This is a genomic window from Salinicola sp. DM10, from assembly GCF_017306975.2.
Lineage (GTDB): Bacteria > Pseudomonadota > Gammaproteobacteria > Pseudomonadales > Halomonadaceae > Salinicola.
The window spans coordinates 64548-91052 of record NZ_JAFLEN020000005.1 but is presented as its reverse complement, the minus strand read 5'-3'; the positions used below and the strand labels follow the sequence as shown (position 1 = coordinate 91052).

Annotated in this window: 26 protein-coding genes and 1 tRNA gene; 14 read left to right on the top strand and 13 right to left on the bottom strand. The window is 67.6% G+C overall.

Annotation, left to right across the window (positions count from 1 at the left end; all coding sequences use genetic code 11):
* The first annotated feature begins 52 nt into the window (after window positions 1–52).
* The 6 genes from J0A90_RS15770 (at window position 53) to pcaG (ending at window position 5490) form a co-directional block, all read left to right on the top strand.
* Window positions 53–1075: a TRAP transporter substrate-binding protein gene (locus J0A90_RS15770; protein WP_233076855.1), complete on the top strand. Its 1023-nt coding sequence runs from the start codon at window positions 53–55 to the stop codon at window positions 1073–1075.
* Window positions 1076–1080: 5 nt separating this feature from the next.
* Window positions 1081–1599, top strand: a complete 519-nt coding sequence (locus tag J0A90_RS15765; RefSeq protein ID WP_207034211.1) for a TRAP transporter small permease — start codon at window positions 1081–1083, stop codon at window positions 1597–1599.
* Entirely contained in the window at window positions 1596–2888 is a 1293-nt protein-coding gene (locus J0A90_RS15760; protein ID WP_207034208.1) for a TRAP transporter large permease, read from the top strand. Before J0A90_RS15765 ends, J0A90_RS15760 begins: the two co-directional genes overlap by 4 nt.
* 112 nt (window positions 2889–3000) lie before the next feature.
* Window positions 3001–3930 carry a pca operon transcription factor PcaQ gene (gene pcaQ, locus J0A90_RS15755; protein ID WP_207034206.1) on the top strand — a complete coding sequence of 310 codons (930 nt, stop codon included), beginning with the start codon at window positions 3001–3003 and terminating at the stop codon, window positions 3928–3930.
* 170 nt (window positions 3931–4100) lie between these two features.
* On the top strand, window positions 4101–4847 hold the full coding sequence (gene pcaH, locus J0A90_RS15750) for a protocatechuate 3,4-dioxygenase subunit beta (RefSeq protein ID WP_207034203.1): 747 nt from the start codon (window positions 4101–4103) through the stop codon (window positions 4845–4847).
* A 10-nt stretch (window positions 4848–4857) separates the two neighbouring features.
* Window positions 4858–5490, top strand: coding sequence for a protocatechuate 3,4-dioxygenase subunit alpha (gene pcaG, locus J0A90_RS15745; RefSeq protein WP_207034200.1), 633 nt, complete (start codon window positions 4858–4860; stop codon window positions 5488–5490).
* Window positions 5491–5568: 78 nt separating this feature from the next.
* On the opposite strand, the gene codB is transcribed toward pcaG, so the two are convergent.
* Both codB and J0A90_RS15735 read right to left on the bottom strand, forming a co-directional pair.
* Complete coding sequence (gene codB / locus J0A90_RS15740) at window positions 5569–6825, bottom strand: cytosine permease (protein ID WP_207034198.1); 1257 nt, start codon at window positions 6823–6825, stop codon at window positions 5569–5571.
* Window positions 6826–7099: 274 nt separating this feature from the next.
* On the bottom strand, window positions 7100–7999 hold the full coding sequence (locus J0A90_RS15735) for a helix-turn-helix domain-containing protein (RefSeq protein WP_233076854.1): 900 nt from the start codon (window positions 7997–7999) through the stop codon (window positions 7100–7102).
* A 172-nt stretch (window positions 8000–8171) separates the two neighbouring features.
* On the opposite strand from J0A90_RS15735, the gene pobA reads away from it, so the two are divergent.
* Window positions 8172–9356 carry a 4-hydroxybenzoate 3-monooxygenase gene (gene pobA / locus J0A90_RS15730; RefSeq protein ID WP_207034192.1) on the top strand — a complete coding sequence of 395 codons (1185 nt, stop codon included), beginning with the start codon at window positions 8172–8174 and terminating at the stop codon, window positions 9354–9356.
* A gap of 84 nt (window positions 9357–9440) precedes the next feature.
* On the opposite strand, the gene J0A90_RS15725 is transcribed toward pobA, so the two are convergent.
* On the bottom strand, window positions 9441–10964 hold the full coding sequence (locus J0A90_RS15725) for a sodium:solute symporter (RefSeq protein ID WP_207034189.1): 1524 nt from the start codon (window positions 10962–10964) through the stop codon (window positions 9441–9443).
* A complete protein-coding gene (locus J0A90_RS15720; RefSeq protein ID WP_035472128.1) occupies window positions 10961–11200 on the bottom strand; it encodes a hypothetical protein in 240 nt (79 codons plus the stop codon). The genes J0A90_RS15725 and J0A90_RS15720 overlap by 4 nt, the downstream gene beginning before the upstream one ends.
* A 238-nt stretch (window positions 11201–11438) precedes the next feature.
* Here J0A90_RS15720 and J0A90_RS15715 point away from each other — a divergent pair, with 238 nt between their 5' ends.
* Window positions 11439–11858, top strand: coding sequence for a thiol-disulfide oxidoreductase DCC family protein (locus tag J0A90_RS15715; RefSeq protein WP_207034184.1), 420 nt, complete (start codon window positions 11439–11441; stop codon window positions 11856–11858).
* Between the two features lie 36 nt (window positions 11859–11894).
* On the opposite strand, the gene J0A90_RS15710 is transcribed toward J0A90_RS15715, so the two are convergent.
* The 3 genes from J0A90_RS15710 to J0A90_RS15700 are packed head-to-tail and all read right to left on the bottom strand — an operon-like array spanning window position 11895 to window position 15063.
* The gene (locus J0A90_RS15710) at window positions 11895–12959 is read right to left on the bottom strand and encodes an ABC transporter substrate-binding protein (RefSeq protein WP_233076852.1); all 1065 of its coding nucleotides are present in this window, start codon (window positions 12957–12959) and stop codon (window positions 11895–11897) included.
* A complete protein-coding gene (locus tag J0A90_RS15705) occupies window positions 12956–14398 on the bottom strand; it encodes a sensor histidine kinase (RefSeq protein ID WP_207034181.1) in 1443 nt (480 codons plus the stop codon). The genes J0A90_RS15710 and J0A90_RS15705 overlap by 4 nt, the downstream gene beginning before the upstream one ends.
* Window positions 14395–15063 carry a response regulator transcription factor gene (locus J0A90_RS15700; protein WP_207034178.1) on the bottom strand — a complete coding sequence of 223 codons (669 nt, stop codon included), beginning with the start codon at window positions 15061–15063 and terminating at the stop codon, window positions 14395–14397. The genes J0A90_RS15705 and J0A90_RS15700 overlap by 4 nt, the downstream gene beginning before the upstream one ends.
* Before the next feature lie 274 nt (window positions 15064–15337).
* On the opposite strand from J0A90_RS15700, the gene J0A90_RS15695 reads away from it, so the two are divergent.
* The 5 genes from J0A90_RS15695 to J0A90_RS15675 all read left to right on the top strand — a co-directional run bounded on the left by J0A90_RS15695 (window position 15338) and on the right by J0A90_RS15675 (window position 19424).
* Entirely contained in the window at window positions 15338–16327 is a 990-nt protein-coding gene (locus tag J0A90_RS15695) for a tripartite tricarboxylate transporter substrate binding protein (RefSeq protein ID WP_207034175.1), read from the top strand.
* Window positions 16324–16782 carry a tripartite tricarboxylate transporter TctB family protein gene (locus J0A90_RS15690; protein ID WP_207034172.1) on the top strand — a complete coding sequence of 153 codons (459 nt, stop codon included), beginning with the start codon at window positions 16324–16326 and terminating at the stop codon, window positions 16780–16782. Before J0A90_RS15695 ends, J0A90_RS15690 begins: the two co-directional genes overlap by 4 nt.
* Window positions 16782–18290, top strand: a complete 1509-nt coding sequence (locus J0A90_RS15685) for a tripartite tricarboxylate transporter permease (protein WP_207034170.1) — start codon at window positions 16782–16784, stop codon at window positions 18288–18290. The genes J0A90_RS15690 and J0A90_RS15685 overlap by 1 nt, the downstream gene beginning before the upstream one ends.
* A 158-nt stretch (window positions 18291–18448) precedes the next feature.
* A complete protein-coding gene (locus tag J0A90_RS15680; RefSeq protein ID WP_207034167.1) occupies window positions 18449–19174 on the top strand; it encodes a transporter substrate-binding domain-containing protein in 726 nt (241 codons plus the stop codon).
* 160 nt (window positions 19175–19334) lie between these two features.
* A tRNA-Ser gene (locus J0A90_RS15675) sits at window positions 19335–19424 on the top strand.
* Window positions 19425–19640: 216 nt separating this feature from the next.
* Here J0A90_RS15675 and J0A90_RS15670 read toward each other — a convergent pair.
* The 6 genes from J0A90_RS15670 to J0A90_RS15645 all read right to left on the bottom strand — a co-directional run bounded on the left by J0A90_RS15670 (window position 19641) and on the right by J0A90_RS15645 (window position 25001).
* Window positions 19641–20573 carry a DMT family transporter gene (locus tag J0A90_RS15670; RefSeq protein WP_233076850.1) on the bottom strand — a complete coding sequence of 311 codons (933 nt, stop codon included), beginning with the start codon at window positions 20571–20573 and terminating at the stop codon, window positions 19641–19643.
* A gap of 6 nt (window positions 20574–20579) precedes the next feature.
* Window positions 20580–21743, bottom strand: a complete 1164-nt coding sequence (locus J0A90_RS15665) for a phosphoglycerate kinase (protein WP_207034162.1) — start codon at window positions 21741–21743, stop codon at window positions 20580–20582.
* 153 nt (window positions 21744–21896) lie between these two features.
* Window positions 21897–22934, bottom strand: a complete 1038-nt coding sequence (locus J0A90_RS15660; RefSeq protein ID WP_207034159.1) for a type I glyceraldehyde-3-phosphate dehydrogenase — start codon at window positions 22932–22934, stop codon at window positions 21897–21899.
* Between the two features lie 86 nt (window positions 22935–23020).
* Window positions 23021–23770 carry an alpha/beta fold hydrolase gene (locus tag J0A90_RS15655; protein ID WP_207034156.1) on the bottom strand — a complete coding sequence of 250 codons (750 nt, stop codon included), beginning with the start codon at window positions 23768–23770 and terminating at the stop codon, window positions 23021–23023.
* Window positions 23771–23923: 153 nt separating this feature from the next.
* Complete coding sequence (locus tag J0A90_RS15650) at window positions 23924–24652, bottom strand: LrgB family protein (protein WP_035472187.1); 729 nt, start codon at window positions 24650–24652, stop codon at window positions 23924–23926.
* The gene (locus J0A90_RS15645) at window positions 24645–25001 is read right to left on the bottom strand and encodes a CidA/LrgA family protein (RefSeq protein WP_207034153.1); all 357 of its coding nucleotides are present in this window, start codon (window positions 24999–25001) and stop codon (window positions 24645–24647) included. Before J0A90_RS15645 ends, J0A90_RS15650 begins: the two co-directional genes overlap by 8 nt.
* Before the next feature lie 396 nt (window positions 25002–25397).
* Here J0A90_RS15645 and J0A90_RS15640 point away from each other — a divergent pair, with 396 nt between their 5' ends.
* Window positions 25398–26450, top strand: a complete 1053-nt coding sequence (locus tag J0A90_RS15640; RefSeq protein WP_207034151.1) for a class I fructose-bisphosphate aldolase — start codon at window positions 25398–25400, stop codon at window positions 26448–26450.
* Window positions 26451–26505: the final 55 nt, after the last annotated feature.

Genomic DNA, 26505 nt, shown 5'->3' with positions numbered 1-26505 from the left:
CAGCACGGCGACGCTGATAACCATAACGACAACGCAACGCTCGGAGGGACTCATGCATAGACGCCTCACCGCCGGCATCCTGACCGCGACACTCGCCGTGAGTGTCAGCGCTACCGCCCAGGCCGCGACCACACTGCGGCTGTCGCACTTCTGGCCGGGCGCCTCGGCCATCAATCAGCAGATCTTCGAGCAGTGGGCCAAGGCGGTCGAAGCGCAGTCCGGCGGCGAGATCGAGATTCAGAACTTTCCCTCACAGACATTGAGCCAGGCCGACGAGACCTACGACGCCACGGTCAACGGCATCGCCGATATCGGCATCACCGCCCAGGGCTATACCAACGGCCGCTTCCCGCTGAGCCAGATCGTCGAACTGCCGGGTGTGGCCGAGTCCGCGCCGCAAGGGGCCTGCGTGCTGCAGACCCTCTACGACGACGGCAAGATCGCCAGCGAGTATGACAACTCGCACGTGCTGTTCCTGTTCACCACCGGACCGGGCTATATCCACACCAAGGACACCGACGTGCAGAAGCCGAGCGATCTCGAGGGGTTGCGTATCCGGCGCCCGACGGCGGTGGCTGGCGAGATGCTCGAGAACATGGGCGCGCAGCCGGTGGGCATGCCGGCACCGGACATCTACACCTCGCTGCAGCGCGGCGTGATCGACGGTCTGAGCTTCCCCTGGGAAGGCATCAAGAGCTTCCAACTGGGTGAGCAGCTCCACTACCACACCCAGGTGCCGTTCTACACGCTGATCTTCGTCGCGACGATGAACCAGCGTGCCTACGACCGGCTCACCCCCGAGCAGAAGCAGGTCATCGACGACAACTCGGGCATGCAGTGGGCCGAGAAGGCCGGCGCCGTGTTCGCCGCCCAGGACCGGGCCGGCAAGCAGCAGGCCGAGCAGGCCGGCGATACCATTCGCGTCGTCGATCACCCGCTGGACGATCCCGCCTGGCAGACCCCGCTGCGCGACGGGATCGACGACTATCTCGGCGCGCTCGAGGCGCGTGGGCTGACTCAGGCGCGCGATGTCTATCAGGCGGCGCTGGACGCCAGCCACGCCTGCGCCGAGTGACCTCCATGCGCGCCTTGTCTTGCATCAGCCGCTGGCTGGCCCTCGTCGGCCGGGTCATCGCCGGCGTGGCGCTGCTGGCCATGCTCGGGGTGACGGTGGTCGATGTGGCCCTGCGTTATCTCTACCGCTTGAGCGACGGTGCGCTGTCGATGAGCGTGGTGGGTAGCGTCGAGCTGGTCAGCTACCTGATGCTGTTCGCTATCCTGGCGGCCATGGCCGCCAGTGTCGAAAAGGCCCAGGTGGTGGTCGAGGCATTCAGTCATGGCCTGAGCGATGTCCTCAAGGCGCGTATCGCCGGCGTCTATCTACTGGGCTTCGTCGTGCTGGGGGCGGTCCTCTGCTGGGGGCTATGGGATGCCGGGGCGAGTGCCGCCGACTATGGCGAGACCACCCAGGACCTGCGCCTGCCCATGGCGCCCATCTACTTCTTTGCCGCCGGGCTGTGCGCGCTGCTCAGCGTGCGCTGCCTGCTGCATGCCGTGCTCGGCGCGGTGTTCGCCCAGCGCGTGGAGGCCGTCGAATGAGCAGTGAGATGATCGGTGCCGTCGGCCTGGGCCTGCTGCTGGTGATGATGGTGCTGCGTGTGCCGGTGGCGCTGTGCATGCTGTGCGTCGGCGTCGGCGGTTTTGCGCAGGTTATCTCCTGGAGCGCGGCGATCTCGATGGTCAAGTCGGTGCCTGTCGAGGTGCTGTCGAACTACAGCTTCAGCGCGATTCCGATGTTCATTCTGATGGGGGTACTGGCCGCGCATTCCGGTATGGCCGGCAAACTGTTCGATGCCACACGAACCCTGTGCGGGGGCTGGAAGGGCGGGCTGGCGATCGCTGCGGTGGGCTCGTGCGGCATGTTCTCGGCGATCTCCGGCTCGTCGCTGGCCACCGCCAGCACCATGACCCGCGTCGCCCTGCCGGAGATGGAGCGTCTCGGCTACCATCGCGGCCTGGCCACCGGGGCGCTCGCCGCTGGCGGCACCCTGGGGATCATGATCCCGCCGAGCATCGCCCTGCTGATCTACGCCATCCTCACCGAGCAGTCGGTGGGCGACATGTTCATCGCCGGCTTCGTCCCCGGCCTGATGGGGCTGTTGCTCTACGCCCTGACGGTGACCATCGTGGTCCACCTCAAGCCCTCGCTAGCGGCACCCGGCGAGCCGACCTCGTGGCGTGAGAAAATCGCCTCGCTCGGCGGATTGCTGCCGTTCTTCGCGGTGTTCCTGGTGATCGTGCTGGGGATCTACTTCGGCCTGTTCACGCCTACGGAAGGCGCCAGTGTCGGCGCCTTCGTCACGCTGCTCTATGCCCTGGTCAAGGGGCTGCGCGGCCGAGCGCTGTGGGTTGCCACGCAGGAGACCCTGGCGCTGTCGACGGTGGTGTTTTTCATGCTGGTGGGGGCCGAGGCCCTGGGCTACTTCATCTCGGTATCGCGTATCTCGTTCTCGATCAGCGATGTCATCCAGGGTCTGGCGCTATCCCCGATGGCGGTGGTGCTGTGCATCCTGCTGCTCTACTTCGCGCTGGGAATGTTCATGGATTCGATCGCCATGCTGGTGATCACCGTGCCGGTGGTCTTTCCGATCGTCCAGGCGCTGGGGATCGATCCGGTGTGGTTCGGCGTGATCACCGTGCTCACCGTCGAACTCGGCCTGATCACTCCGCCGGTGGGCATGAACGTCTTCGTCATCAAGGCGATGGCGCCCCACGTGGGGTTGGGTGAGATCTTTCGTGGGGTGGCGCCATTCATCCTCTCGGACTTCGTGCGTCTGGCGCTGTTGCTGCTGTTCCCGGTGCTGTCCACCTACTTGCTGAGCGTCTGAACGCTCGCGCATCGTGCACGGTTGACGCCCCCGCGCGGCTGGGCTCTCATCGGGGGCGATCGCCATCCGGGCCCGCTGTGGCCTGCGTGAAACTCGCCTTAGGAGTGCCGTGATGCTCAATGCCCGGGTCAAGCTGCGCCATCTGATGGCCTTCCAGGAGGTGGCCCGGCTCAACAGCATGGCGCGGGCGGCGCAGACCCTCTCGATCACCCAGCCGGCGATGTCGAAGACCATCCGCGAACTCGAGGAGATCGTCGGCGCGACGCTGTTCGAGCGCAGCCCTTCGGGGGTCACGCTGACCGCGGCGGGCGCGACGCTGCTGCGCCACGCCGGCCCGGCGCTGCGCAGCCTGGATGCCGGCTTTCGCGCGGTGCACCAGACCAGCGCCCAGGCGGTGGTGCGTCTCGGTGCGCTTTCCAGCGTCGAGCAGGGGCTGCTGCCGCGCGCGCTGGTGCGGCTGGCCCAGACGCTACCCGGGGTACGGGTGCAGGTGACCACCGGTTCCAGCGCCTATCTGCTCTCGCGGCTGGGGCTCGGCGAGCTGGAGATGGTGGTGGGGCGGATGAGTGAGGCGCGCGAGATTCGCGGGCTGCACTTCGAGCCGCTCTACCACGAGCCGCTGGTGCTGGTCGCCCGCGCCGGCCATGCGCTGGCGGCGGGGGATGCCGATGCCGCGGCGCTGGCCGCGGCCGCCTGGGTGATTCCGCCCGCGGCCACCACGCTGCGCGAGCAGGTCGAGCGCTTCTGGGTCGAGCAGGGCGGCTGGTGCCCGCCGATCGCGCTGGAGACGCTCTCGCTGTCACTCAGCCGGCGCTACGTACTGGCCACCGACGCCGTGTGGGTGGCGCCGCTGGATGCGGTGCGCGAGGATCTTGCCAGCGGCGTGCTGATGCGCTTGCCGGTGGCGCTGGAAGCTCACGGCGGGGCGCTCGGGCTGTGTACCAATCTGTCGCTGCCGTTGAGCGCCGGCGCCGAGCGGCTGCAGGCGTGCCTGCGAGAGATCGCCGCCGAGGTGAACGGCGCTGACGTCGACGAGGCTTGAGTGAGCGTCGACGGACAGGTGTCTTTCGATCTTTGAGCGAACCTTGAGCTTTGACCGATCTTCGACCTTAGACCGATATAGCCCCCCGGTTATGCCCGGGCGCGAGGCTTTCACTTGGCAGGTGGCGGCGGTGGGGGAGAATGGAGCCATCGACGAGCTGGAGAGGCCCCATGCCCTACAACGACGACACGCGCTTCGTGCCCCGCGACCGCGAGTGGCACCCCCCGGCCTACGCGCCGGGATACAAGACCAGCGTGGCACGCTCGCCGCGCCAGGCGCTGGTCAGCCTGGTTGCGCCGACTCGCTCGGAACTCGCCGGCCCCGATTTCACCCGCCTGCGCCTGGGCCCCCACGACAACGATCTGCTGCTCAACTTTCGTGAAGACCCCGCCCTGGGCGGCGCGGCCGGCTTGCCGATCGGTGAGCGTATCCTGCTGTTCGGCCGTGTGGTGGATCAGTTCGGCAAGCCGGTGCCGCAGACCCTGGTGGAGATGTGGCAGGCCAATGCCGGCGGCCGCTACCGCCATCAGAAGGATCGCTATCTGGCCCCGCTCGACCCCAACTTCGGCGGTGTCGGCCGCTGCCTGACCGACGCCGACGGCTGGTACCGTTTCCGCACCATCAAGCCCGGCCCCTATCCCTGGCCCAACGACGTCAACAGCTGGCGCCCGGCGCATATCCACGTCTCGGTGATGGGGCCCTCGATCTCTACCCGGCTGATCACGCAGGTGTACTTCGAGGGTGATCCGCTGATCCCGCGGTGTCCGATCGTCAACACCCTGCGCGATCCGGAAGCGGTCGCCACCATGACCGGGCGCCTCGACATGGCGCGCAGCCGCAGCATGGACTGCCTCGCCTACCGCTTCGATCTGGTGGTGCGCGGCGCGGTGCAGACCTATTTCGAGAATCAGGGGTAAGGAGACCGTCATGCATCAGCCCAACTCGCGCCCGCTCGCCGACACGCTGCTCAAGGAGACCGCCTCGCAGACCGCTGGCCCCTACGTGCATATCGGCCTGGCCCTGGAACTCGCCGGCCTGCCGCCGCGTGATGAGGAGATCGGCCCGCAGCTCGCCGGCGACGCCGCCCAGGGCGAGCCCATCGAGCTCGTCGGCCGGGTCATCGACGGTAATGGTGACACCGTGCGCGATGCGCTGCTCGAAGCCTGGCAGGCCGATGCCGACGGTGAATATCAGTGCCAGTTCGATCTCGCCGCACCCTTCAACAGTTTCGGGCGCAGTGCCGCCACCGCGCACAACGACGGCGAGTGGCGATTCACCACCATCAAGCCCGGCGCGGTGGCGCTGGCGGACGGGCGGCGCATGGCACCGCACGTCAACCTGGCGATCTTCGCCCGCGGCATCAACATCCAGCTCCAGACCCGGCTCTACTTCGACGACGAGACGGACGCCAACGCCGCCTGCCCGATCCTCAACGCGATCGAATCGCCGACCCGGCGCCAGACCCTGATCGCGACCCGGGAGACGCGCGAGGGACGTACCTGCTACCGCTTCGATATTCGCCTGCAGGGCGAAGGTGAGACGGTGTTCTTCGATTTCTGAGCCCCGAGCGGCATCATCGCCGCCCGCTCATGTTTTACGCCTGGCCCCATGCGGTATCTCGGCGCGGGTGAGCGCCGGTTACTCCCTGGCCGCGCCCGGCAGCGAGGCGACGCGGGGCAGTTTCAACAGCACGGCGTAGCTCGCCGCCGCCACGATGACACCCACCAGCGGCGGCAGTACCGGGGAGAGGTAGGCCGTTGCCGAGGCGATCACGTAGGCGGCCAGCCCGGTCCCGTTGAAGGCGGGCAGGCGCACCTCGGCCAGCGCCGGGTAGCGGCCCTTATGCCGGAGCCAGAAGTCCGCCATGATCACGCCGCCGATCGGCGGGATGAAGGTGCCGAGCAGCACCAGAAACGGAATCAGCAGATCGTACATGCCGCCCACGGCCAGCACGGTGCCGATGGCGGCGCCGGCTACGGTGACTACCCGGCGCTTGTCGGTACGCAGCAAGTTGCAGCCGGCCACGGCGAAGTTGTAGATGGTGTTGTCCTGGGTGGTCCAGATGTTGAGGAACAGCATCAGCACGGCCAGCGTCACGAAGCCCTGTGCCAGCAGCACATCGACGATATCCGCCTGCTGGTAGATCATCGCGCCCAGCGCTCCGGTCAGCACCATCAGGCCATTGCCGACGAAGAAGGCGCCGAGCGTCGCGATTACTGCAATCCTGGGGGTACGCGCGAAACGGCTCCAGTTGGTGGCCTGGGTGCCGCCGCTGATGAAGGTGCCGATCACCACGGTGATGGCGGCGGCGACGCTCATGTGCTCGCTGGGTGTTTGGCCCGCCAGGCCGGAGAGCCCGCCCACGTCCACCATGCCGGTGTAGAGGCTGATCAGGATGAACAGCAGCATCGCTGGCACGGCGACCCGGGACAGCAGGTCGAGCCCGCGAAAGCCGATCATTGCGGTGATGCAGAAGGCCAGGCCGAACAGCACCATCAGCGGCGTCTCGAGCGCTGCCGACAGGCCCAGCGTCTTGACCAGCACCACGGCGATGGTGGCGGTGCCCCAGGCGTACCAGCCGATTTGGGTGAAGCCGAGGAGGGCGTCGGAGAGCTTGCTGCCCACCTCGCCGAAGCAGAAGCGCCCCATCAGCACCGAGTTGAGGCCGCTCTTGCAGGCGATATAGGCCAGTGCCGCCGCGTAGGTGCCCAGCAGCAGGTTGCCGATGAGGATCACCCATAGCAGCTGGCCGAACGAGAAGGCGCTGCCGAGGGAGCCGCCCGCCCACATGGTGGCGGTGAAGAAGGTGAAGCCGAGCAAGACCGCCGAGGTGGAGAGCAGCCCCTTGCGTTCGCTGGCGGGCACTTCGCTCAGTGGGTAATCCGAGGTTTCCATGACGTTCTCCGCATGACGTTGGCCTGAACCGGGGGATTTCCCCTCTACCTCTACCCTGTAGCAAGGCGCGTTCCACTCTCCGCCGAATGCCAAAAGACGCTGCACTATTGTCGGCTTTCGAGCGTCGAGAAAGCATGCCATCTGCAGGATTGGCCCGCGGCGGGGTTAGTCGGGTTGGGTGTCACTTGTGGTTAATGCACCATCCTGGTTCGTGCATGCGCCATTCGAGGGCAGGGCTCGCTGCGCACGGTGATACGCGGGCCACTGGTCGAGACTAAGCGTTCAGCCCGGCGCCGCGCTGACGAAAGGCGCGCGGCGTCATGCCGGTGCCGCGCTTGAAGAAGCGGGTGAAGTAGGTGGGTTCGGCGAAGCCCAGCCGCTCGCCGACCTGGGCGATGCTCTGCTGGGTATAGGTGAGCTGACGCTTGGCCTCCAGCAGCAGCCGCGCGTGCAGTAACTGCAGGGCGCTGTGACCGGTGAGCTGCCGGCACAGCGCGTTGAGATGGGCGTCGCCGATACCCAACTCGGCCGCCAGGTCGGGGATCGAGGGCTGCTCGGCGAAGCGGGTCTCGATCAGTTGCCGATAGCGCTCGAGATGGCGCTCGCCGCGTGCCTGACCCGACCTGGGCTGGCGCTGGCGGCGTCTCGCGCGGCGCCATAGCTGTAGCGTCACCGCGTCGATCAGGGTCGTCAACATCGCCTCGCGATCCTCCTGCGCGCCGCCCGGCGCACGCCGATACTCGCTGTCCAGCAGCGCGATCAGCTGTGTCAGCGGCGCGGCTTCCGGCTGCGCTGCCAGCGGATAGTGCATGGCAGCGTCGAGCACTTCGGCCTGGGGCAGGCGCGCGTGGAGACCTGCCACCAGCGGCTGCGCCAGGGTGACGATATGCCCTTGGGTCTGGGGCGAGAAGCGAAAGCCATGAATCACGGTGGCCGGCACGCAGATCATGGCCGGTGTGTCGATGGCGGTTTCCAGATCGCCCAGCCGTAGTTCGACCTGGCCCTGGCGCAGTAACAGCAGGTGCATCAGGTCGGCATGGCGGTGTGGGCGGATATGCCAGGCGTAGAGCCGGCTGCGTTCGGCGATGGTCTCGCAGTGGAGCAGGTCCGGGGTGGGCCAGTGGCGGGTCTCGCCATAGAGCTGATAGGTGGGAACGGGCGTGGGCGTCACCATGCGCATGGCTCTCGCGTCGTAGGGGGCTGGGATCAGACTAAAGTCAGGTGCCTATCCTTGGAAATGATCATTTTGGCTAGGAATCTTGCCTTATCCAGTGGTAATCGATGGCGAACAATGGTGGTGAAAAGTGCCATTTCGGGCTCTGGCCCGCCATTGGAGGAGAGGCATCATGCGCACGCAAGTCGCGATCGTCGGCGCCGGCCCCGCCGGCCTGCTGCTGGGGCAGCTGCTGCATCGCCACGGCATCGATAACGTCATCGTCGAGCGACGTTCGGCGGATTACGTTCTGGGGCGCATCCGCGCCGGGGTGCTCGAACAGGGGATGGTCGATCTACTGCACGAGGCTGGGGTCGGAGCGCGGGTGGACGTCGAGGGCATTCCCCACGACGGTTTCGAGATGGCCCTGGGCGAGCGTCGGGTACGCGTCGATCTGGCCGCGCTGACCGGCGGCAAGCGGGTCACCGTCTACGGCCAGACCGAGGTCACCCGCGATCTGATGGCGGCTCGACGCGAGGCCGGACTGACCACGCTCTACCAAGCCGAAGAGGTATCGCTGCACGCCATCGAGAGCGAGTCGCCCTATCTCGAATGCCGTTACAACGGCGAGTCGATGCGCCTCGACTGCGACTATATCGCCGGCTGTGACGGTTTCCACGGCGTTTCGCGTCAATCCATCCCCACGACCACGCTCACTACCTTCGAGCGCGACTATCCGTTCGGCTGGCTGGGGCTGCTCGCCGATACCCCGCCGGTGCATCACGAACTGATCTATTCGCGTCACCAGCGCGGCTTTGCGCTGTGCAGCATGCGCTCCGCCGAGCGCAGCCGCTACTACCTGCAGGTGCCCGCCGGCGAGCGGGTCGAGGCGTGGTCGGACGACCGCTTCTGGGACGAGCTGTCGCGCCGGATACCGCGGGAGGTGGCCGCGAATCTGGTCACCGGGCCGTCGCTGGAGAAGAGCATCGCACCACTGCACAGCTTCGTCGCCGAGCCGATGCAGCACGGGCGGCTGCTCCTGGCAGGCGATGCCGCACACATCGTTCCGCCCACGGGTGCCAAGGGGCTCAATCTGGCCGCCGGCGACGTGGGTGTGTTGCATCGACTATTCGCCGCCATCTATCACCAGGGGCGCACCGATCTGATCCCACGCTACTCGCCCACCTGCCTGCGCCGGGTGTGGAAGGCCGAACGCTTCTCCTGGTGGATGACGCGCCATCTGCACGACTTCGGCCAGACGCTCGACTTCGACGAGCGCGTGCGCCAGGCCGAGTTCGACTACAGCCTCGGCTCCCGGGCCGGTCTGACCACGATCGCCGAGAACTACGTCGGCCTGCCTTATGAGTCGCTGGAATGAGATAGCGCAGAAATGCACACGCCTTCGCCACTGGCGAAGGCGTGTGCAGCGGTTGCGGCGCTCGGAAGGGAGCGCGCCTGGCGCTCAGCCCGTGCGGACTGCTGAAGTCCGCGGTGGGAAGGCGATGATCTCGTCGGCGCGCTCGCGCTGGGCCGGGGAAGCGCCAACCAGCAGCGAACCGCCGACGCAAAGTACCAGGTTGAGCAACAGCCCCCAGAGGCCGCTGAACACGCCCAGCGGGCGGTAGCCGGCGAAGGTGAAGGCGGCGGCCAGCACGGTGCCGGCGAGCATGCCCACGAATACCGCCTGGGCGTTCAGACGCCGCCAGTAGAGGCCCAGAATCAGCGCCGGCGCGGTTTGGATCAGCACTTCGAACTTGAGCACGAAGATCTGATAGAGCGTGCCCGGCGGGTACCAGGCGATCAGCACCAGTACCACCACCGCGGCGACCCCTACCAGCTTGCCCACCAGGATCTTGCGGTACTCGCTGGCGTCGGGGGCGATATAGCGGCCGTAGAGGTCGTGTGAGACGATCGAGGAGAAGGTCAACAGCACCGAGTCCGCGGTGGAGACGATCGCCGCGATCACCCCGCCGAACAGCAGCACCATGGCCCAGTAGAAGAAGGTGTTCTGGTTGGCCAGGGCGTTGGCGAGCATGCCCACCAGCTGCTCCGACTGCGCCGTGGTGAGATCGGGAAAGGCGCTGATGCCGATGATCCCGACCATGAACACCACGCCCGCGGTCAGAAACGGCATATAGGCCATGCGGATGAACGAGCGCTTGAGGGTGCGCTCGCTGCGCGCGGAGAAGATGCGCTGGAAGGCGTGCGGATAGATCGCCGCGCCGATCCCCACCAGCACCAGAAGACAGAACCAGGTGGTCAACGCCTTGCCCGTGGGTGCCCCCAGCTTCTGGGGCGCGTTGGCGGCCATGGTCTCGGCGGCGCTGGGCAGCCCGCCGATGTAGATCAGCGAGCCGATCAGCAGCGTGAACACCCCGAACAGCAGCGCCAGCCCCTGGATGGTGTCGGTATAGGCCACCGAGCGCATGCCGCCGAGCCAGCTGTAGGCGACCATGATCACGATGAAGAAGATCACCCCGATCTGATACGGAATGGTGCCGCCGGTGAGCCCCGACACCCCCTGGCCGATGGCCACGAACTGCTCCAGCAGATAGTTGCCGAGACCGTAGAGCATAAGGATGGCGGCGAGCACGCTGACCCGTTTGGAGCGGAAGCGCAGGTCGATCCAGTCCACCGGCGTGAGCAGACTGAAGCGCCGGCCCAGCGAGTAGAGCCGGGGGGCGAAGAACAGATATACCATGATGATCATGATGAAGAATGGTACCGACACCAGGTATTGATAGCCCAGGCGGTAGGCGGTCGGCGGATAGCCGACCACGGTGTTGCCGCTGTACTGGGTGGCGAAGAAGGTGAAGAACAGCACCATGGCGCCGAGGCCGCGCCCGCCCAGGTAGTACTCGTCGAGGCTTTCGCGCACGCCGCGGTGGCGCAGAAAGGCGAACAGCCCCACCGCCAGCATCAGGCCGCCGTAGAGCCCCAGGACCAGAATCCCCGACCAGCCGCCGAACGCGAGATCCATGCTCATCGCTCATCCTCCGTCTCGTCGGCCCCGGTATCCCACTGATAGAGCACGACCCAGGTGATGAACAGCGACAGCGCCAGCGACACTGCGATGATGATCAACGCCCAGTAGGGAATGCCCCAGAACAGCGGCGACCAGGACCCGGCCGGGAAGTACCAGGGCGTGACCAGGGTGAAGAGCACGCCGAAGCCGATCCAGACGGCGGGCTTTTTGACCGGTTCGGTAATTCGTTTTTTCATGTGTTCCCCCGATGGCGCGCGTGCGTCGGCGCACGACGAATTCGACCGTGGACTAAGTCGATCGTGGACTATAGCCAGCGCGCTCGCGCCCTGGCTATTGACGTTCGGCAAAGCGAGACTTCGCGTCGGGCGAACGCATGCGACCTTGGTGGAGGGTCGCGACGGTGGGAGGCGAGTCAGGCCGCGCGGCTTCCGCTACGCTGATCGGCAGCGAGAACGTTTCGACAAGGAGAGCCCCATGGCCGAGCTGACGCTGTTCTATGATGGCGCCTGCCCCCTGTGTGTCCACGAGATCACCCATCTGCGGCGGCTGGACCGCCACCGGCGCATTCGCTTCGAGGATATCCACGCCGCCGATTTCAGCCAGCGCTGGCCCGACGTCGACCCGGCGGACGCGAGCGCGATCCTGCTCGGGTACTACCGTGGGGAGCGCCTGCGCGGGCTCGATGTCACCCATCGCGCCTGGTCGCTGGTGGGGCGTGGCTGGCTCACCGCGCCGCTGCGCTGGCCGCTGGTCAAGCCGCTGGCGGATCGCGTCTATCGCTGGTTCGCACCGCGCCGCTACCTGCTTTCCGGCTGGCTGACCGGGCGCCAGCGCTGCGCGCCCTGTGACAGCGGCCAGTGTCGGATCGACGATGACGCGCCGCCGCGCGCCTGAGCTTGTCGACTTTTCAGACAGTGCCTAGGGCGCGGTTCATTCGCTCAAGATATTGAGCTCGCGGTCCCAGCGGCGCAGAAAGGCCTGGCGCCGCAGCGGATCGACGAAGGCGAGCAGGGTGGCGTTGATCGGAATCGGATAGAGGTGGTCGCCGACCTGGTCGCGCAGGCGCTGGGCGGTGTAGGGGCCGATGACGTCGTCGCGGACGCTGAACAGCGGTGTGCGCCCGGCGAGGATGCGCTGGCCGCGCCGGCTGAGCAGGAAGTCGACGAAGCGCCGCGCGGCTTCCGGATGCGGTGAGTCGCGGTGGACGAAGGCCATGCGCATCAGCACCAGCGAGTAGTCGTTGGGCACCTGCACGATGATGTCGGGGTGGCTCTGCGCCCAGACCATGGCGTAGGAACCGAGCAGGTTGTAGCCGAGCCAGTAGCGGCCGTCGCTCAGGCCCTCGAGCATCGCCTGGGTATCCTGGGCCAGGTCGACGTCGGCGGCGCCCATCGCCGCGACCAGATCCCAGATACGCGGCGTATAGCGCGCATCCTGTTGCAGCAGGGTATAGCCGACGCCGCTGTCCCGCGGTGAGTAGGTGACCACGCGCCCGCGCAGCCAGTCGCGGTAGTCGGTCAGCAGGTCGAGCAGATCGCGGTGAGTGGTCGGTGGCGGCATGTGCGAGGCCAGCTCCAGGCGATAGGCCATCACCACCGGCTCGAAAGTGAAGCCGAACACCTCGTTGCGCCATTTTGCCCAGGCCGGCCAGCGCCGCGCCTCGACGCTGTCGAGCGCCTGCGCCCGGCCTTCGTTGCTCAGCGCCAGTTGCCATGGCATCGCCGAGCTGATCACCACGTCCGGCGGGTCCTCGGTGTCGCGTGCCCGGCGGTCGACCTTGAGCGAAGAGCTATCGCGGTAGTCCAGCGTGATCTGCGGATACTCGGCGCTGAAGGCGTCGAGCACCGGCTGGAACACCGGGCGATCCAGGGCGGCTTCGACGATCAGCGGCTCGGCCACGGCGGTGGAGGCGCCCAGGCCCATCCCGAATCCCATTCCCAGGCAGAGACAGACTCGCGCAAGTGTGGCCGCGAGCTTGCGATATCGGCGGCTCATGCGCGTTCTCCAGAATCTGGGGTGTGCCTATCGGAATCCGCTTCGGGCGGGGCCAGGCGCACCAGCGTCAGCGACAGGCGCAGACCATGCGGGTTCACCGCACTCAGCTCCAGCGGGCTGCCGTGACGCCGGGCGATGGAGTCGACGATCGCCAGACCCAGCCCCGAGCCCTCGGTATCCTGACGCTGGCCACGCTCGAAGGGGCGCGTCAGGCGCTCGCGCGCCGCCGCCTCCACCCCGGGGCCGTCATCCTCGATCGACAGCTCCAGCCGGTCCGGGCTCAGGTCGCGCAGCGCCACCGTGATCTGGCTGCCGTGCGGAGTATAGCGGCAGGCGTTGTCGATCAGATTGTTGAGCAGCTCGTGCAGCGCCCAGGATTCGCCGGCGACCCAGGCAGGCAGCGCGCATTCGAGCGCCAGGCCGAGATCGTGATCGCGGCTCTCCTGGCGGTCGGCCCACTCCATCACCACCGCGCGCAGCAGTGTGTCCAGCGCCAGCGGCTGGCGCTCCTGGTCGGGGCCCAGATGACGCAGCCGGGTCAGGCTGAGCATCTGGCCGGCCAGCCGGCTGGTGCGGCTGGCGCTGTCGTGGACCTCGTTCAGGGCGCGCCGCCAGGCTTCCGGATCGGGGCTGGCCAGGGCCAGCTCCGAGGTGCTCTGCAGTCCCGCCAGCGGGGTCTTCAACTGGTGCGAGGCGTCGGCGATGAAGCGCAGCAGGGCGGCGCGGCGGTCGCGCTGGTCGGCGAGCAGGCGGTTCAGGGTGTCCACCCACTCGCGCATTTCCCGCGGCACCTCGAGGTCGAGCGGCTCGACGTCGTCCGGGTGGCGGTCGCGCAGCGCCCGGCGCAGGCGCTCCAGCGGTGCCAGCAGGGCGCGCACGGCGATCATCAGCAGCGCTGCGGTGATCAGTACCATGGCGGCGAATCGCGAGGCGCTCTTCTCGAACAGCTCGCCGGCGAGCAGGTCGCGCCCGTGCCGGGTGTGGCCGACCCACAGCTGTACCGGCTCCTGGGTGTCCCAGCCGGCGGAGTCGATCTCACGGCCATGGAGGCGGATCGGTACGCCGTCCAGGTCGGCGTCGTAGAACACCGGGTGGTGGCTGGCGGCGTCGCGCATGGCGGCGCTGATCGGCAGTTCGGCGTTGCGCGTGATGAGACGGCCGTTATCGGCCTGGAGCCAGTAGAACACCCGCTCCTGCCACTGGGTGGCGAGAATCTGCAGCGCCGAGGCGGGCATCTCCAGGGTGGGCTGGCCGTCGGGCCACTGCAGCGATTCGGCCATGGTCAGGCTGGCGGCGGCGAGCTGGCCGTCGAGGGCGCGGTCGGCGGCCTTGTGGGCGCTGGTGTAGGCCTCGATCAGCAGCAGCGTGCCGAGCCCGGCGACGATCGCGGTCAGCCACAGCGCCAGACGGCGCTTGAGCGACACCGGGCGGGCGTTCACTCGCGGCGCTCCTCCAGGCGATAGCCCAGCCCGCGCAGGGTGCGGATCGCCAGCGGGGCGTCCTGGAGCCGCTTGCGCAGCCGGCTGACGTAGACCTCGAGGGCGTTGGCGCCCACCGCTTCGAAGCCGAACAGGCGATCCTCCAGCGTCTCCCGGGGCACGATGCGCCCGGCGTTGAGCATCAGCGCTTCGAGCAGGCGGAACTCGCGCCGCGGCAGATCCAGCGGCTCGCCCGCCAGCCAAACGCTGGCGGCGTGGGTGTCCAGGGTCAGGCCGGCGAAGTGCAGGCGGTCATCGAGACGCTGCTGGCTGCGTCGCAGCAGGGCACGCACCCGCGCTTCCAGCTCGCTGATCGAGAACGGTTTGGCCAGGTAGTCGTCGGCGCCCAGGTCGAGCCCGCGCACGCGATCCTCGAGCCCGTCACGCGCGGTGAGGATCATCACCGGGGTGGCGTCGCCGGCGTCGCGCAGGCGCGCCAGCAGCTCGAGCCCGCTGGCGTCGGGCAGGCCCAGGTCGAGCAGAATCAGATCGAAACGGCGCTGGCGCAGCGCCTGCCAGGCGTCATCGACCCGGCTCAGCGCGTCGATGCGATAGCCGGCACGAGCCATCGCCTCGCCCAGCGAGCGCGACAGCAGAGGATCGTCTTCGATGACCAGCAGATGCATGACGGCTCTCCGCGCCAGTGTGTCGTCAGGGTGAGATGGCCAGGATGAGACCGACCGCATGAGGCCGACCGTTCGCACTCGGAGCGCGCCGACTCGGCGGTGCGATCAGTCCGTATAAGACTAATGTCTTAATTAGACCAAAGGTCTAGATGACAGGTTGATGAAAGGTTGGCGGCCTAGCATCGCCCAGGTGCTGTATGAACCCTCGCTTGCGGGCCGATCCCGATCAGAGTCCGAGCGGATAGCGAGCATAACAATCCAGGAGACGCTGAGCATGCCGAAATCATCCTCCCTTCGTCGTTGGCTGGCCGCCGCCGTGGCCGGTGGCGCGCTGCTGGCCGGTGCCGTTCAGGCCCAGGCCAAGCCCCCCGAGTGTATCGCCCCGGCCAAGCCCGGCGGTGGCTACGATCTCACCTGCCGCCTGGCCGCCAACGGCCTGCAGGAAGCCAAGCTGATCGACGAGCCGATGCTGGTCACCTACATGCCTGGCGGTATCGGCGCGGTCGCCTATAACCACGTCACCGGCGTGCGCAACGACGACCCCAACCTGATCGTCGCCGCGAGTACCGGTGCTGCGCTCAATCTGGCGCTGAAGAAGTTCGGTGCCAAGCAGTCGGTCGACGACGTGCGCTGGCTGGGCGCGCTGGGGGTCGACTACGGTGCGGTGGTGGTACGTAACGACGCCCCGTGGCAGAACCTCGACGAGCTGATGCAGGCGCTGAAGAAGAATCCCTCCAGCGTGGTGATCGGCGCCGGCGGCACGGTCGGCAGCCAGGACTGGATGAAGGCGGCGCTGATGGCGAAATCCGCCAACATCGATCCGCGCAAGCTGCGCTACGTCTCCTTCGAGGGCGGCGGCGAGGCGCTGGCGGCACTGCTGGGCGAGCACATCCAGGTGTTCACCGGCGATCTGGCCGAACTCAAGCCGCAGCTCGACAGCGGTGAAGTGCGCATCCTCGCGGCACTCGCCGAAGAGCGCCAGGCCGGCCCCTACGCCGATATCCCCACCGCCAAGGAGCAGGGCTACGACGTCGAGTGGCCGATCTGGCGCGGCTACTACATGGGCCCGAAGGTCAGCGACGAAGCCTATCAGGCGTGGGTCGAGCGTCTGCGCGAGCTGAGCCAGACCGAGAGCTTCGCCAAGCTGCGTGAAGGTCGTGGGCTGTTCCCGATGAGCAAGTTCGGCGATGACTTCGACCAGTACGTCAAGCAGCAGGTCGCCAGCTTCTCGGACCTGGCCAAGGAAGTGGGTCTGACCCGATGAGATACGCCGCCGACCGAATCCTGAGTTTGCTGTTGCTCGGTCTGGCGGCGTTCATCGCCGTTCAGGCCTGGCATCTCGAGGTGCCGTTCAGCTATGACCCGGTGGGGCCGAAGGCCTTCCCGCTGCTGCTGGCGGGGCTGCTGGCGCTGCTCGCGGTGGTGCTGTTCGTGCGCCCGGGGCCCAGTGGCGAATGGCCCAGCGGCGCGCTGCTGCTGCGCCTGCTGGTGGTAATGGGGCTGCTGGTGGTGTACGCCGCGCTGTTCATCCAGGCCGGCTACCTGCTGATCACCGCGTTGATCAGCGTGGCGATCGCCTGGCTGTTCGGCGCCTCGCCGCTCAAGGCCCTGGTCGGCGGGGTGCTACTCGCCCTCGGCAGCTATCTGCTGTTCACCTACGCGTTGGGCATCTCGCTACCCACCGGTAGCTGGATCGAACCGCTGCTGGGAGCCAACTGATGTTCGATTTCCTGATCCAGGGCTTCGGCGTCGCGCTGACGCCGCTCAATCTCGGGCTCGCCTTCCTCGGCGCGCTGCTGGGCACGCTGTTCGGCGCGCTGCCGGGCATCGGCCCGATCAACGGCATCGCCATCCTGATGCCGCTGGCCTACACCCTCGGCCTGCCGGCGGAGTCGTCGCTGATTCTGCTCGCGGGTATCTACACCGGCTCCGAATACGGCGGGCGCATGTCGAGCATCCTGCTCAACGTGCCCGGCGACGCCGGCGCGGTGATGACCACGCTGGATGGCCACCCGCTGGCCAAGAAGGGGCTCGCTGGCCCGGCGCTGGGGCTCTCCGCGGTAAGCTCGTTCATCGGCGCCACGGTAGCGATCCTGGGGCTGACCCTGTTCGCGCCGCTGCTGGCGATCGTCGCGGTCAAGTTCGGCCCGGCCGAGTTCTTCGCGCTGATGATCTTCGCCTTCGCCTCGATGTCGGCGATGATGGGCAAGGACCCGCTCAAGACGCTGATCGGCGCCGTGCTCGGCGTGCTGATCTCCACCGTCGGGGTCGACTCCGGCACCGGCGTGCTGCGTTTCACCTTCGATATGCCCGAGCTCTACGACGGCATCGATTTCGTGGTCATGATCATTGGGCTGTTCGCGGTCAGCGAGATCCTGCTGATGCTCGAACACGCCTTCCGTCACGACCAGGATGGCAAGATGGCGCCGATCGGCCGTGTCATGGTCAAGATGAGTGAGGTGCTCTACTGCAAGTGGGCGATCCTGCGTTCCAGCGTGATCGGCTTCGTCATCGGCGTGCTGCCGGGCACCGGCGCCTCCGTCGCCAGCGCCGTGGCCTACACCACCGAGAAGCGCATCAGTGACCACGACAACAGCTTCGGCACCGGCAACATGCGTGGCCTGGCGGCGCCGGAAGCGGCCAACAACGCCTCTGCCGCGGGCTCTTTCGTGCCCATGCTGACCCTCGGCATCCCCGGTTCCGGTACCACCGCGATCCTGCTCGGCGCGCTGATGCTCTACAACATCAACCCGGGGCCGATGATGTTCCGCGAACAGCCGATGGTGGTGGGCGGGCTGATCGCCTCGCTCTACATCGGCAACGTCATGCTGCTGCTGCTCAACCTGCCGCTGGCCGGGGTCTTCGCCCGCGTGCTGCAGGTACCGCGCTGGCTGCTGGTGCCCAGCGTGGCGATTCTCGCCTTCGTCGGCGTCTATCAGCTGCACTCCGATCTGATGGCGATCTATCTGATGCTGGCCATCGGCGTGTTCGGCTATCTGCTGCGCAAGTTCGGCTTCTCGTTGGCGCCAGTGGTGCTGGGCTTCGTGCTCGGCGGGCTGATGGAGGAGAACCTGCGCCGGGCGCTGTCGATCAGCGGTGGCGACCTCGCCATTCTGTGGCAGTCCGGGCTCTCGATCGGGCTATGGATCGCCGCTGCTGCGGTGGCGTTCATCCCGCTGTTCGCGGGCAGGCTCAAGGCCAAGTTCATGCCCGCCCGGTCCGCTTGAGGTGCACTTGCCGGCGCGCCGCCACTGCGCTGATCCTCTGGCCCCGCTTCGGCGGGGCTTTTTCGTGGAACTCATGTCGAAGATGACTTGATGCCGCGAGGGGGCTATTGTCTGCCCATCTTCCACAGCGCGCCGAGCCTCGGCCACCGGGAGTGATCATGCAGACATCGAAGTGTCGGGTGCGGGCCATGCTGGCGCCGGAAGGGCGGCTCAAGGTGGCGATCAACTACGGCAATCCGGTGCTGGCCCAGCGCCGTGAGGATGGCGAGCCGGGCGGCGTCTCCGCGGCGCTGGCCCGGGCGCTGGCGGCGGAGCTGGATGTGGCGGTGGGGTTCGTCACCTATGACGCCGCCGGGGCCGTGGTCGCCGATCTCGAACACGCCGACTGGCGGCTGGCGTTCCTGGCTCGCGACCCCAAGCGCGCCGAGACGATCCACTTCACCTCGCCCTATGTGCTGATCGAAGGCACCTACCTGGTGCCCGAGGCGGCGCCGTTCGCCGAGGTCGAGGAACTCGACCGTGACGGAGTGCGCATCGCGGTGGGCGAGGGCGCGGCCTACGACCTCTATCTCTCGCGCAACCTCCAGCACGCCGAGCTAGTGCGCGCGCCCACTTCGGCCGCGGCGATCGAGCTGTTCGTCGAGCAGGGGCTCGACGCCGCCGCCGGGGTGCGCCAGCCGCTGACCCGCTACGCCGAGGCCCACGCCGGCTATCGGGTGCTGCCGGGGCGCTTCACCGCGATCGAGCAGTGCATGGCGCTGCCCCGCGCCCAGGCCGAGGTCGCCGACTACGTCGAGGCGTTCCTGGCGCGGATGAAGCACGAGGGCATGGTCCAGCGTGCGCTGAGCGAGAGCGGGCAGGGTGATGCGGAGGTCGCCCCCTGAGTGGGGGTAGGTCACGCAGGTGGCGGTTTTTGCCCCGAAAAATGCCGCGGGGGCTTCACACGGTGCGGGTGTTTTCTGTTATGCTTCGTCACCGCGAAACGCCGGGAACGTCGGGCGGCACCCTCTGTGTGCTGTTGGAGCGTTGTTGGCCTTTGCGTCAGGAGAGGTGGCAGAGTGGTCGAATGCACCGCACTCGAAATGCGGCATACCTTCGCGGGTATCGAGGGTTCAAATCCCTCCCTCTCCGCCACGAACAGCAAAAAGCCGGCTTATGTAGCCGGCTTTTTCGTGGGCGCTCGTCCGAGGCTGTTTACAAAATGTCTGCGCTCGACAATACGGCGTTGAAATTGACCTCAAAATGCTCATTTACCCCTTGTAAACTCCGCTTTTTCGGCCATTTTCGCCTTGTCTTGCCTTCGCTCGCCTAATTTGTAAACACCCTCTCAGTTACACCATCGAAGCATCTTCAGCGGGCCGTGCCCGAAAGACGGTGGCCGGGCAGCGGCGCCACCTCCAGCACCGCGGCGGCGATCACCAGCAGCGCGCCGCCGAGCTGAAGCGCGCTGAGGGGCTCGCCGGCGAACAGCGCCGCCGAGAGCACGCCCACCAGCACTTCGCTCATCATCAGAATCCCCAGCCGCGCCGGTGCCAGCACGCTGGCCGCCCATACCACGATCGCCAGCGATATGGCCCACCACAGGGTGGCGGAAACGGCGATCCAGGCCACGGCCTGACCCAGCGCCGGCATCGGCGGCAGCCCGGGCCAGGGGCCGAGCAGCGGTGTCAGTGCCAGCGCACCGAGCACGGCGCCCAGGGCGAACACGAAGCTGCCTTCGCCGGGGCCGAGGGTGCTGCGCGCGCGCATGCCGCTGGAGGCGACCGCCCACAGCACGCCGGAGACCAGCCCCAGCCAGTCGCCCAGGGTGCGCGGCAGCGGCGAGCCGGCCGCGCCCAGCACCAGCGTCAGGCCACCCAGCCCCAGCGCGATCACGGCCAGTCGCCGGCCGGTGAGCGGCCAGCGCCACCACAGCCGCTCGATCAGCGAGCTCCACACCGGGGTGAGATAGAACAGCAGGATGACCACCGCGACCTGGCCCTGGACCAGGCCCACCGAGTAGCACATGAACGCCGCCCCGCCGAGCAGCACCGCGAGTATTCCCAGCGGATGACAGCGGCGCAGCCGGGCGCGCCCGGCCAGGGCCCAGGGCGCGAGCAGGCAGCAGGTGACGAGGGCGACGATCAGCGAGCCCCAGACGCCGCCCAGGGCCAGCGCCTCGAGGCGGCGGATGGGAATCCAGTAGAGCCCCCACAGCGCGCCGGCGAATAGAATGCCTGCGGCCGCCAGACGCGTGCGTCTGGCGGCCGCAGGGTTCGGCGCGAACGTTTCCGGGCTAGCCATTCGCGCTTAGCGCGCGGCGGCTTCGAGTGCGGCGACGGCAGGCAGGGTCTTGCCCTCGACGTACTCGAGGAAGGCGCCGCCGCCGGTGGAGATGTAGGAGACGCGCTCGGCGATGCCGTACTTGTCGATGGCGGCCAGGGTGTCACCGCCGCCGGCAATCGAGAACGCCGGGCTGTCGGCGATGGCGTGGGAGAGGGTCTCGGTGCCCTTGCCGAACTGGTCGATCTCGAACACTCCCACCGGGCCGTTCCAGAGGATGGTGCCGGCGTTGCCAAGCAGCGCCGCCAGACGCTCGGCGGTCTCCGGGCCGATATCCAGGATCATCTCGTCGTCACCGACCTGATCCACCGGCTTGACCGTGGCGGTGGCGGATTCGGAGAACTCGGTGGCCACCACCACGTCGCTGGGCAGCGGGATCTCGACCTTGGCCATCAGCGCCTTGGCCTTGTCGATCAGGTCGACTTCGTAGAGCGACTTGCCGACGTTGTGGCCGGCCGCGGCGATGAAGGTGTTGGCGATGCCGCCACCGACGATCAGCTGGTCGCACTTCTCGGCCAGGGCGTAGAGCACTTCGAGCTTGGTCGAGACCTTGGAGCCGCCGACGATCGCCGCCATCGGCCGCTTGGGCGCGCTGAGTGCCTGCTCCAGCGCTTCCAGCTCGCTCGCCAGCAGCGGGCCGGCGCAGGCCTGGGGGGCGAAACGGGCGACGCCGTGGGTCGAGGCCTGGGCGCGGTGGGCGGTGCCGAAGGCATCCATCACGTAGACGTCGCAGAGCGCGGCGTAGGCCTTGGACAGCGCCTCGTCGTCCTTTTTCTCGCCCGGGTTGTAGCGCACGTTCTCCAGCATGACCACTTCGCCGTCGCCGATCTCGACCTCACCGTCGAGATAGTCCTTCTCCAGGCGCACCGGCTGACCCAGCAGCTCGCCGAGATGCCGGGCGACCGGGGCGAGGCTGAACTCGTCGGCCGGCTCGCCTTCGGTGGGGCGACCCAGATGGCTCATCAGCAGCACGCGGGCGCCGGCGTCGAGGGCGGCGCGGATGGTCGGCAGGCTGGCGCGGATGCGGGCGTCGCTGGTGACCTTGCCGTCCTTGACCGGCACGTTGAGATCCTCGCGGATCAGGACGCGCTTACCCGAGAGATCCAGCTCAGTCATCTTATGCACGTTCATGCGTTCCTTCCTTAGGTTTTGGACGAAAACTGCCTACGCTCGGCAATACCGCGTTAAAAATTGGCTCAAGGTGCTCATTTATGCCCATAAACTCCGCTCTTTCGCCACTTTTTGCCTTGTCTTGCCTTCGCTCGTCGACTTTTCGTACAGAACCTAGCGGGGAGAGGCGGTAGCGGCGGATGGGCACTCGAGCCAGTGGTGGGCAACGTCGAGCATGCGATTGGCGAAACCCCACTCGTTGTCAAACCAGCACAGCGCCTTGAGCAGGCGGCCCCCGGCGACGCGGGTCTGGGTGGCGTCCACGATACCCGAGCGCGGGTCGTGGTTGAAGTCGACCGAGGCCATGGGCTCGTCAGTGTAGCCGAGCAGGCCCTGATAGCAGCCGAGGCTGGCGTCGCGCAGGCAGGCGTTGACCGCCGCGGCGTCGGTCTCGCGGGCGAGCGAGATCGCCATGTCCATGGCCGAGACGTTGATCGTCGGCACGCGCACGTGCAGGCACTCGAAGCGCTCCGCCAGGTGCGGCATCAGACGCCCGATGCCGCGGGCGAGGCCGGAGTCCACCGGCACGATCGACTGCATTGCCGAGCGCGTCAGGCGCAGGTCGCTGTTGTGGTAGGCGTCGATCACCGGCTGGTCGTTCATCGCCGAGTGGATGGTGGTGGTGACGCCGTGCTCGACCCCGAAGTGGCGGTCGAGCACGTGCAGGATCGGCACCAGGCAGTTGGTGGTACAGGAGGCGGCGGAGACCACGCGCATATCCGCCGTCAGCGTCGACTGGTTGACGCCGTAGACCACGGTGGCGTCGACGTCCGCCTCGGCGGGCTGCGAGAACAGTAGCCGCGCGGCGCCGGCCTGAAGGTGGCGTTCGGCGGTGGCGCGATCCTTGAAGCTGCCGGAGCACTCGAGCACCAGATCCACCCCCAGGGCGCCCCAATCCAGCGCTTCGGGGTCGGCGGCGCGGCGGATGGCGATCGCCTGGCCGTTGACCACCAGCGCGTCGTCACGCGTCTCAACGCGCCCGGGGAAGCGGCCGTGGGTGGTGTCGTAGCGGGTCAGATAGGCGAGCGTTTCCAGCTCGGAAAGCTCGTTGATGGCGACCACCTGGAACGGCAGCTCGGGGCGTTCCACCAGGGCGCGCAGCACGCTCTGGCCGATCCGCCCGTAGCCGTTGATGGCGATGCGATACGTCATGCCGGGGCCCGTTCGAGAGATTCACGAAGGCAGGCATGTTAGCGCATCCACTGCGCCGCCGCAGGGGCCGAGCCCTGCTCCCGGCCTCAGCGACAACCGGCAGCGATGGCATCGAGACGCGCGGCCAGGGCGGCGGGCATCTCCATCGGCAGCAGGTGGCCATAGCCGGGGAAAATTTCGAGTTCGCCGGCGCTCAGGTGCGGCATCACCGACTCGCGCTGCACCGCCGGCGGCAGCGAGGGGTCGCGATCACCCACCAACACCCAGGCGGGCAGGTCGAGCACCCCGACGCGCTCGCGCCAGTCCTCGGCGTAGGTGTGTTCGGGCCAGGCGCGCCACGCCGCCGGGGTGGCGTTGATCGCATCCTCCACCGCGCGCTGGTAGGTCGCCGGGTCTAGCGCCACCGCGCGGGCGCCGTCGATGAACGCCCGCGCCTGGGCCTCGCTGAAGTCGAAATCGAGCTGGAAGCGGTGCTCCTCGGCACTGATCGTCTGGGTGCCAGGCGGCGACGGCGCGATCAGCACCAGTGCGCGCAGCCAGGCCGGGCGCTCGGCGGCGACGGTCATCGCGATACGCCCGGAGAAGGAGTGGCCGACCAGCACCACCTCGTCGAGCCCTGCGGCCTCCACCTCGGTGATCACGTGGCGGGTCATGGCGGCGACGTCATAGCCGGGGCGGTCGCGGGCGTCGCCGAAGCCCGGCATGTCCAGGGTGGCGACGCGCGCCGACGGGTCGAGGTGGCCGATCACCTCGCGCCACTCGCGGTGGGAACTGCCGAAGAAGTGCATCAGCACGAGGGTCGGGCGCCCCTGCCCGCTATCGCTCGAGAGTGTCATCGTCTGGCCTCCATGCCATGAGTGTCACCCCAGCGTAGTCTCTCACCTCGGCGTAGTCTCTCACCTCGGCGTAGTCTCTCACCCCAGTACCGCCCGTCATCTCGACGGCGTCTGTCATCTCCAACTAGCCGCTGTATCAGCGCCGGCGTCGGTTCACGCCCACAGATGCCATACCAACGGCAGCACGATGGCGGTAAAGGCGCCGGTCAGGCTCATGCCCAGCGAGGCGAAGGCGCCGGCCTGGTGGCTGATCTCGAACGCGCGCACGGTGCCCAGGGCGTGGCCGTTGATGCCCAGGGCGAGGCCGATCAGGCGCGGGTCGCGGATGCGCATCCAGCGGCTCAGCCACTCGACGCCGAAGATCGCGGTGATCCCGGTGGTCATCAGCGCACCCATCAGCAGCGCCGTGGAGCCGCCCAGTTCCTGAGTCAGGCTCAGCGCGATCGGTGAGGTCACCGACTTCGGCGCCAGCGAGGCGAGCACCTCGGGCGGGGCGCCGAGCAGCCAGGCGATCAGCACCGCGTAACAGGCGGCCAGGGTGGCCGAGAGCGGCAGCGTCAGCACGATCGGCTTCCACAGCGCGCGGATCTGCCCCAGTTGCTGGTAGAGCGGTACCGCCAGCGCTACCGTGGCCGGCCCGAGCAGCAGCATCAGCCAGGCGGCGCCGCGGTTGTAATCATCGATGCCGATCGGCAGCAGCGCGATCACCGCGGCGATCAGCAGTGCGGCGATGATCACCGGCGGGCACCAGCTGGGGTGGCGCATCAGCTTGAACAGACGCACGCCGAGGAAGTAGGCGGCCAGGGTCAGCCCGATGGCGCCGATCGGGGTGGCGAACCACGTCTGCGGCACGGCCGCCAGGGTCGCGCCCAGCTCACTCATGCGGGGTCTCCGGCGGCAGGCAGCGGCGCATCAGCCACAGGCTGGAGGCGACGCTGGCCAGGGTGCCCAGCAGCAGCGCGGTGAGAATGGCCCCGGCCTGATCGGCGAAGCGCCCGGCGACGAAGAAGATCTCGACCACCCCGGGCATGATCAGCAGCGCGAGCATGGCGATCAGCGGCTGGCTGACGGCGACCACATCGGCGTTCATGCCGCCGCGCTGGCAGAACCACAGCGTCAGCAGCAGCATGCCGATCACCCCCGCGGGCAGGGCGATGGGTAGCCACAGCACGATGGCCTGGCCCAGCAGCAGGAAGGCGAGCAGCCATAGAAAGCCCCGCAGCACGGACATGGCAGGTCTCCGAGAAGGCGGAAAAGCCGCTAGCGTAGCAGATCGCGTCGCGATCCCACTTTCCCATGACGATTTTCAGCCCGCGCCGCTGTGCGACTCGTGACACGCTGTGTGGCCGTGGCCGCCGAGCCCCTTCTGGGCGTCAGCGAATGGCGACAGCCGGGACAACTCGTGAGTAAGGCACGACAGACTCGCGCGCAAGGCGTGAACTGAGCGGCGTTGTCGCTTATTCTGGGGCCCGTTCGACCGCGCGGTGGACGCACCCGGCGGGGCGAGGGGCCCGGCAGCCCGGCGTCGCCAGCATCGTCTTGCGAGCCGTTGCCCCGGGGCAGCGGCAGGGAAGCCGTACCCGTCGAGACTCCCCGACGTACCATCTGAGGACAGAGGAAACGCATCATGACCGATATTGCCAAGCTGCTGGGCGACGAGGCCGAAAGCCTGCTGAGCTACACCTGTAGCGGGTTCAAGAAAGAGGACCTGTACCTGCCCGGCCCGGACTTCGTCGACCGTGTCTTCTCCGACAGCGACCGCAGCCCGCACGTGATGCGCAACCTGCAGACGCTGTTCAACCATGGCCGTCTCGGCGGCACCGGCTACGTCAGCATCCTCCCGGTCGATCAGGGTATCGAGCACTCCGCCGGCGCCTCCTTCGCGCCCAACCCGGCCTACTTCGATCCCAAGAACATCCTCGAGCTGGCGCTGCAGGGCGGCTGCAACTGCGCCTGTTCGACCCTGGGCGTGCTCTCCTCGGTGGCGCGGCGCTACGCGCACAAGATCCCGCTGATGCTCAAGCTCAACCACAACGAGAGCCTGACCCTGCCGGCGATGTACGACCAGACCCTGTTCGCCCAGGTCGAGCAGGCTCATGACATGGGCTGCATCGCGGTCGGCGCGACCGTCTACTTCGGCTCGCCGGACTGCCGCCGCCAGATCCAGGAGATCAGCGAAGCGTTCGAGCGCGCCCACGAGCTGGGCATGGTCACCGTGCTGTGGTCCTACCTACGCAACCCGGCGTTCAAGAAGGATGGGGTCGACTACCACGTCGCTTCCGACCTCACCAGCCAGGCGGTGCACCTGGCGGCGACCATCAAGGCCGACATCGTCAAGCAGAAGCTGCCCGAGAACAACGGCGGCTACAAGGCGATCGGCTTCGGGCATACCCATGAGAAAGTCTACAGCGAGCTGACCAGCGATCACCCGATCGACCTGGCACGCTTCCAGGTCGCCAACGCCTTCATGGGGCGTGCCGGGTTGATCAACTCCGGCGGCGGCTCCAAGGGCCAGTCCGACCTGGGCGAAGCGGTGCGCACCGCGGTCATCAACAAGCGTGCCGGCGGCATGGGCCTGATCTCCGGGCGCAAGGCGTTCCAGAAGCCGCTCAAGGAGGGCATCGAGCTGCTCAACGCCATCCAGGACGTCTATTTGTCCAAGGATGTCAGCATCGCCTGATCCGACAGGGCGCCTTCACGCCGCTGTCAGAAGCACTAGCCCGGCCCGTCAGGCC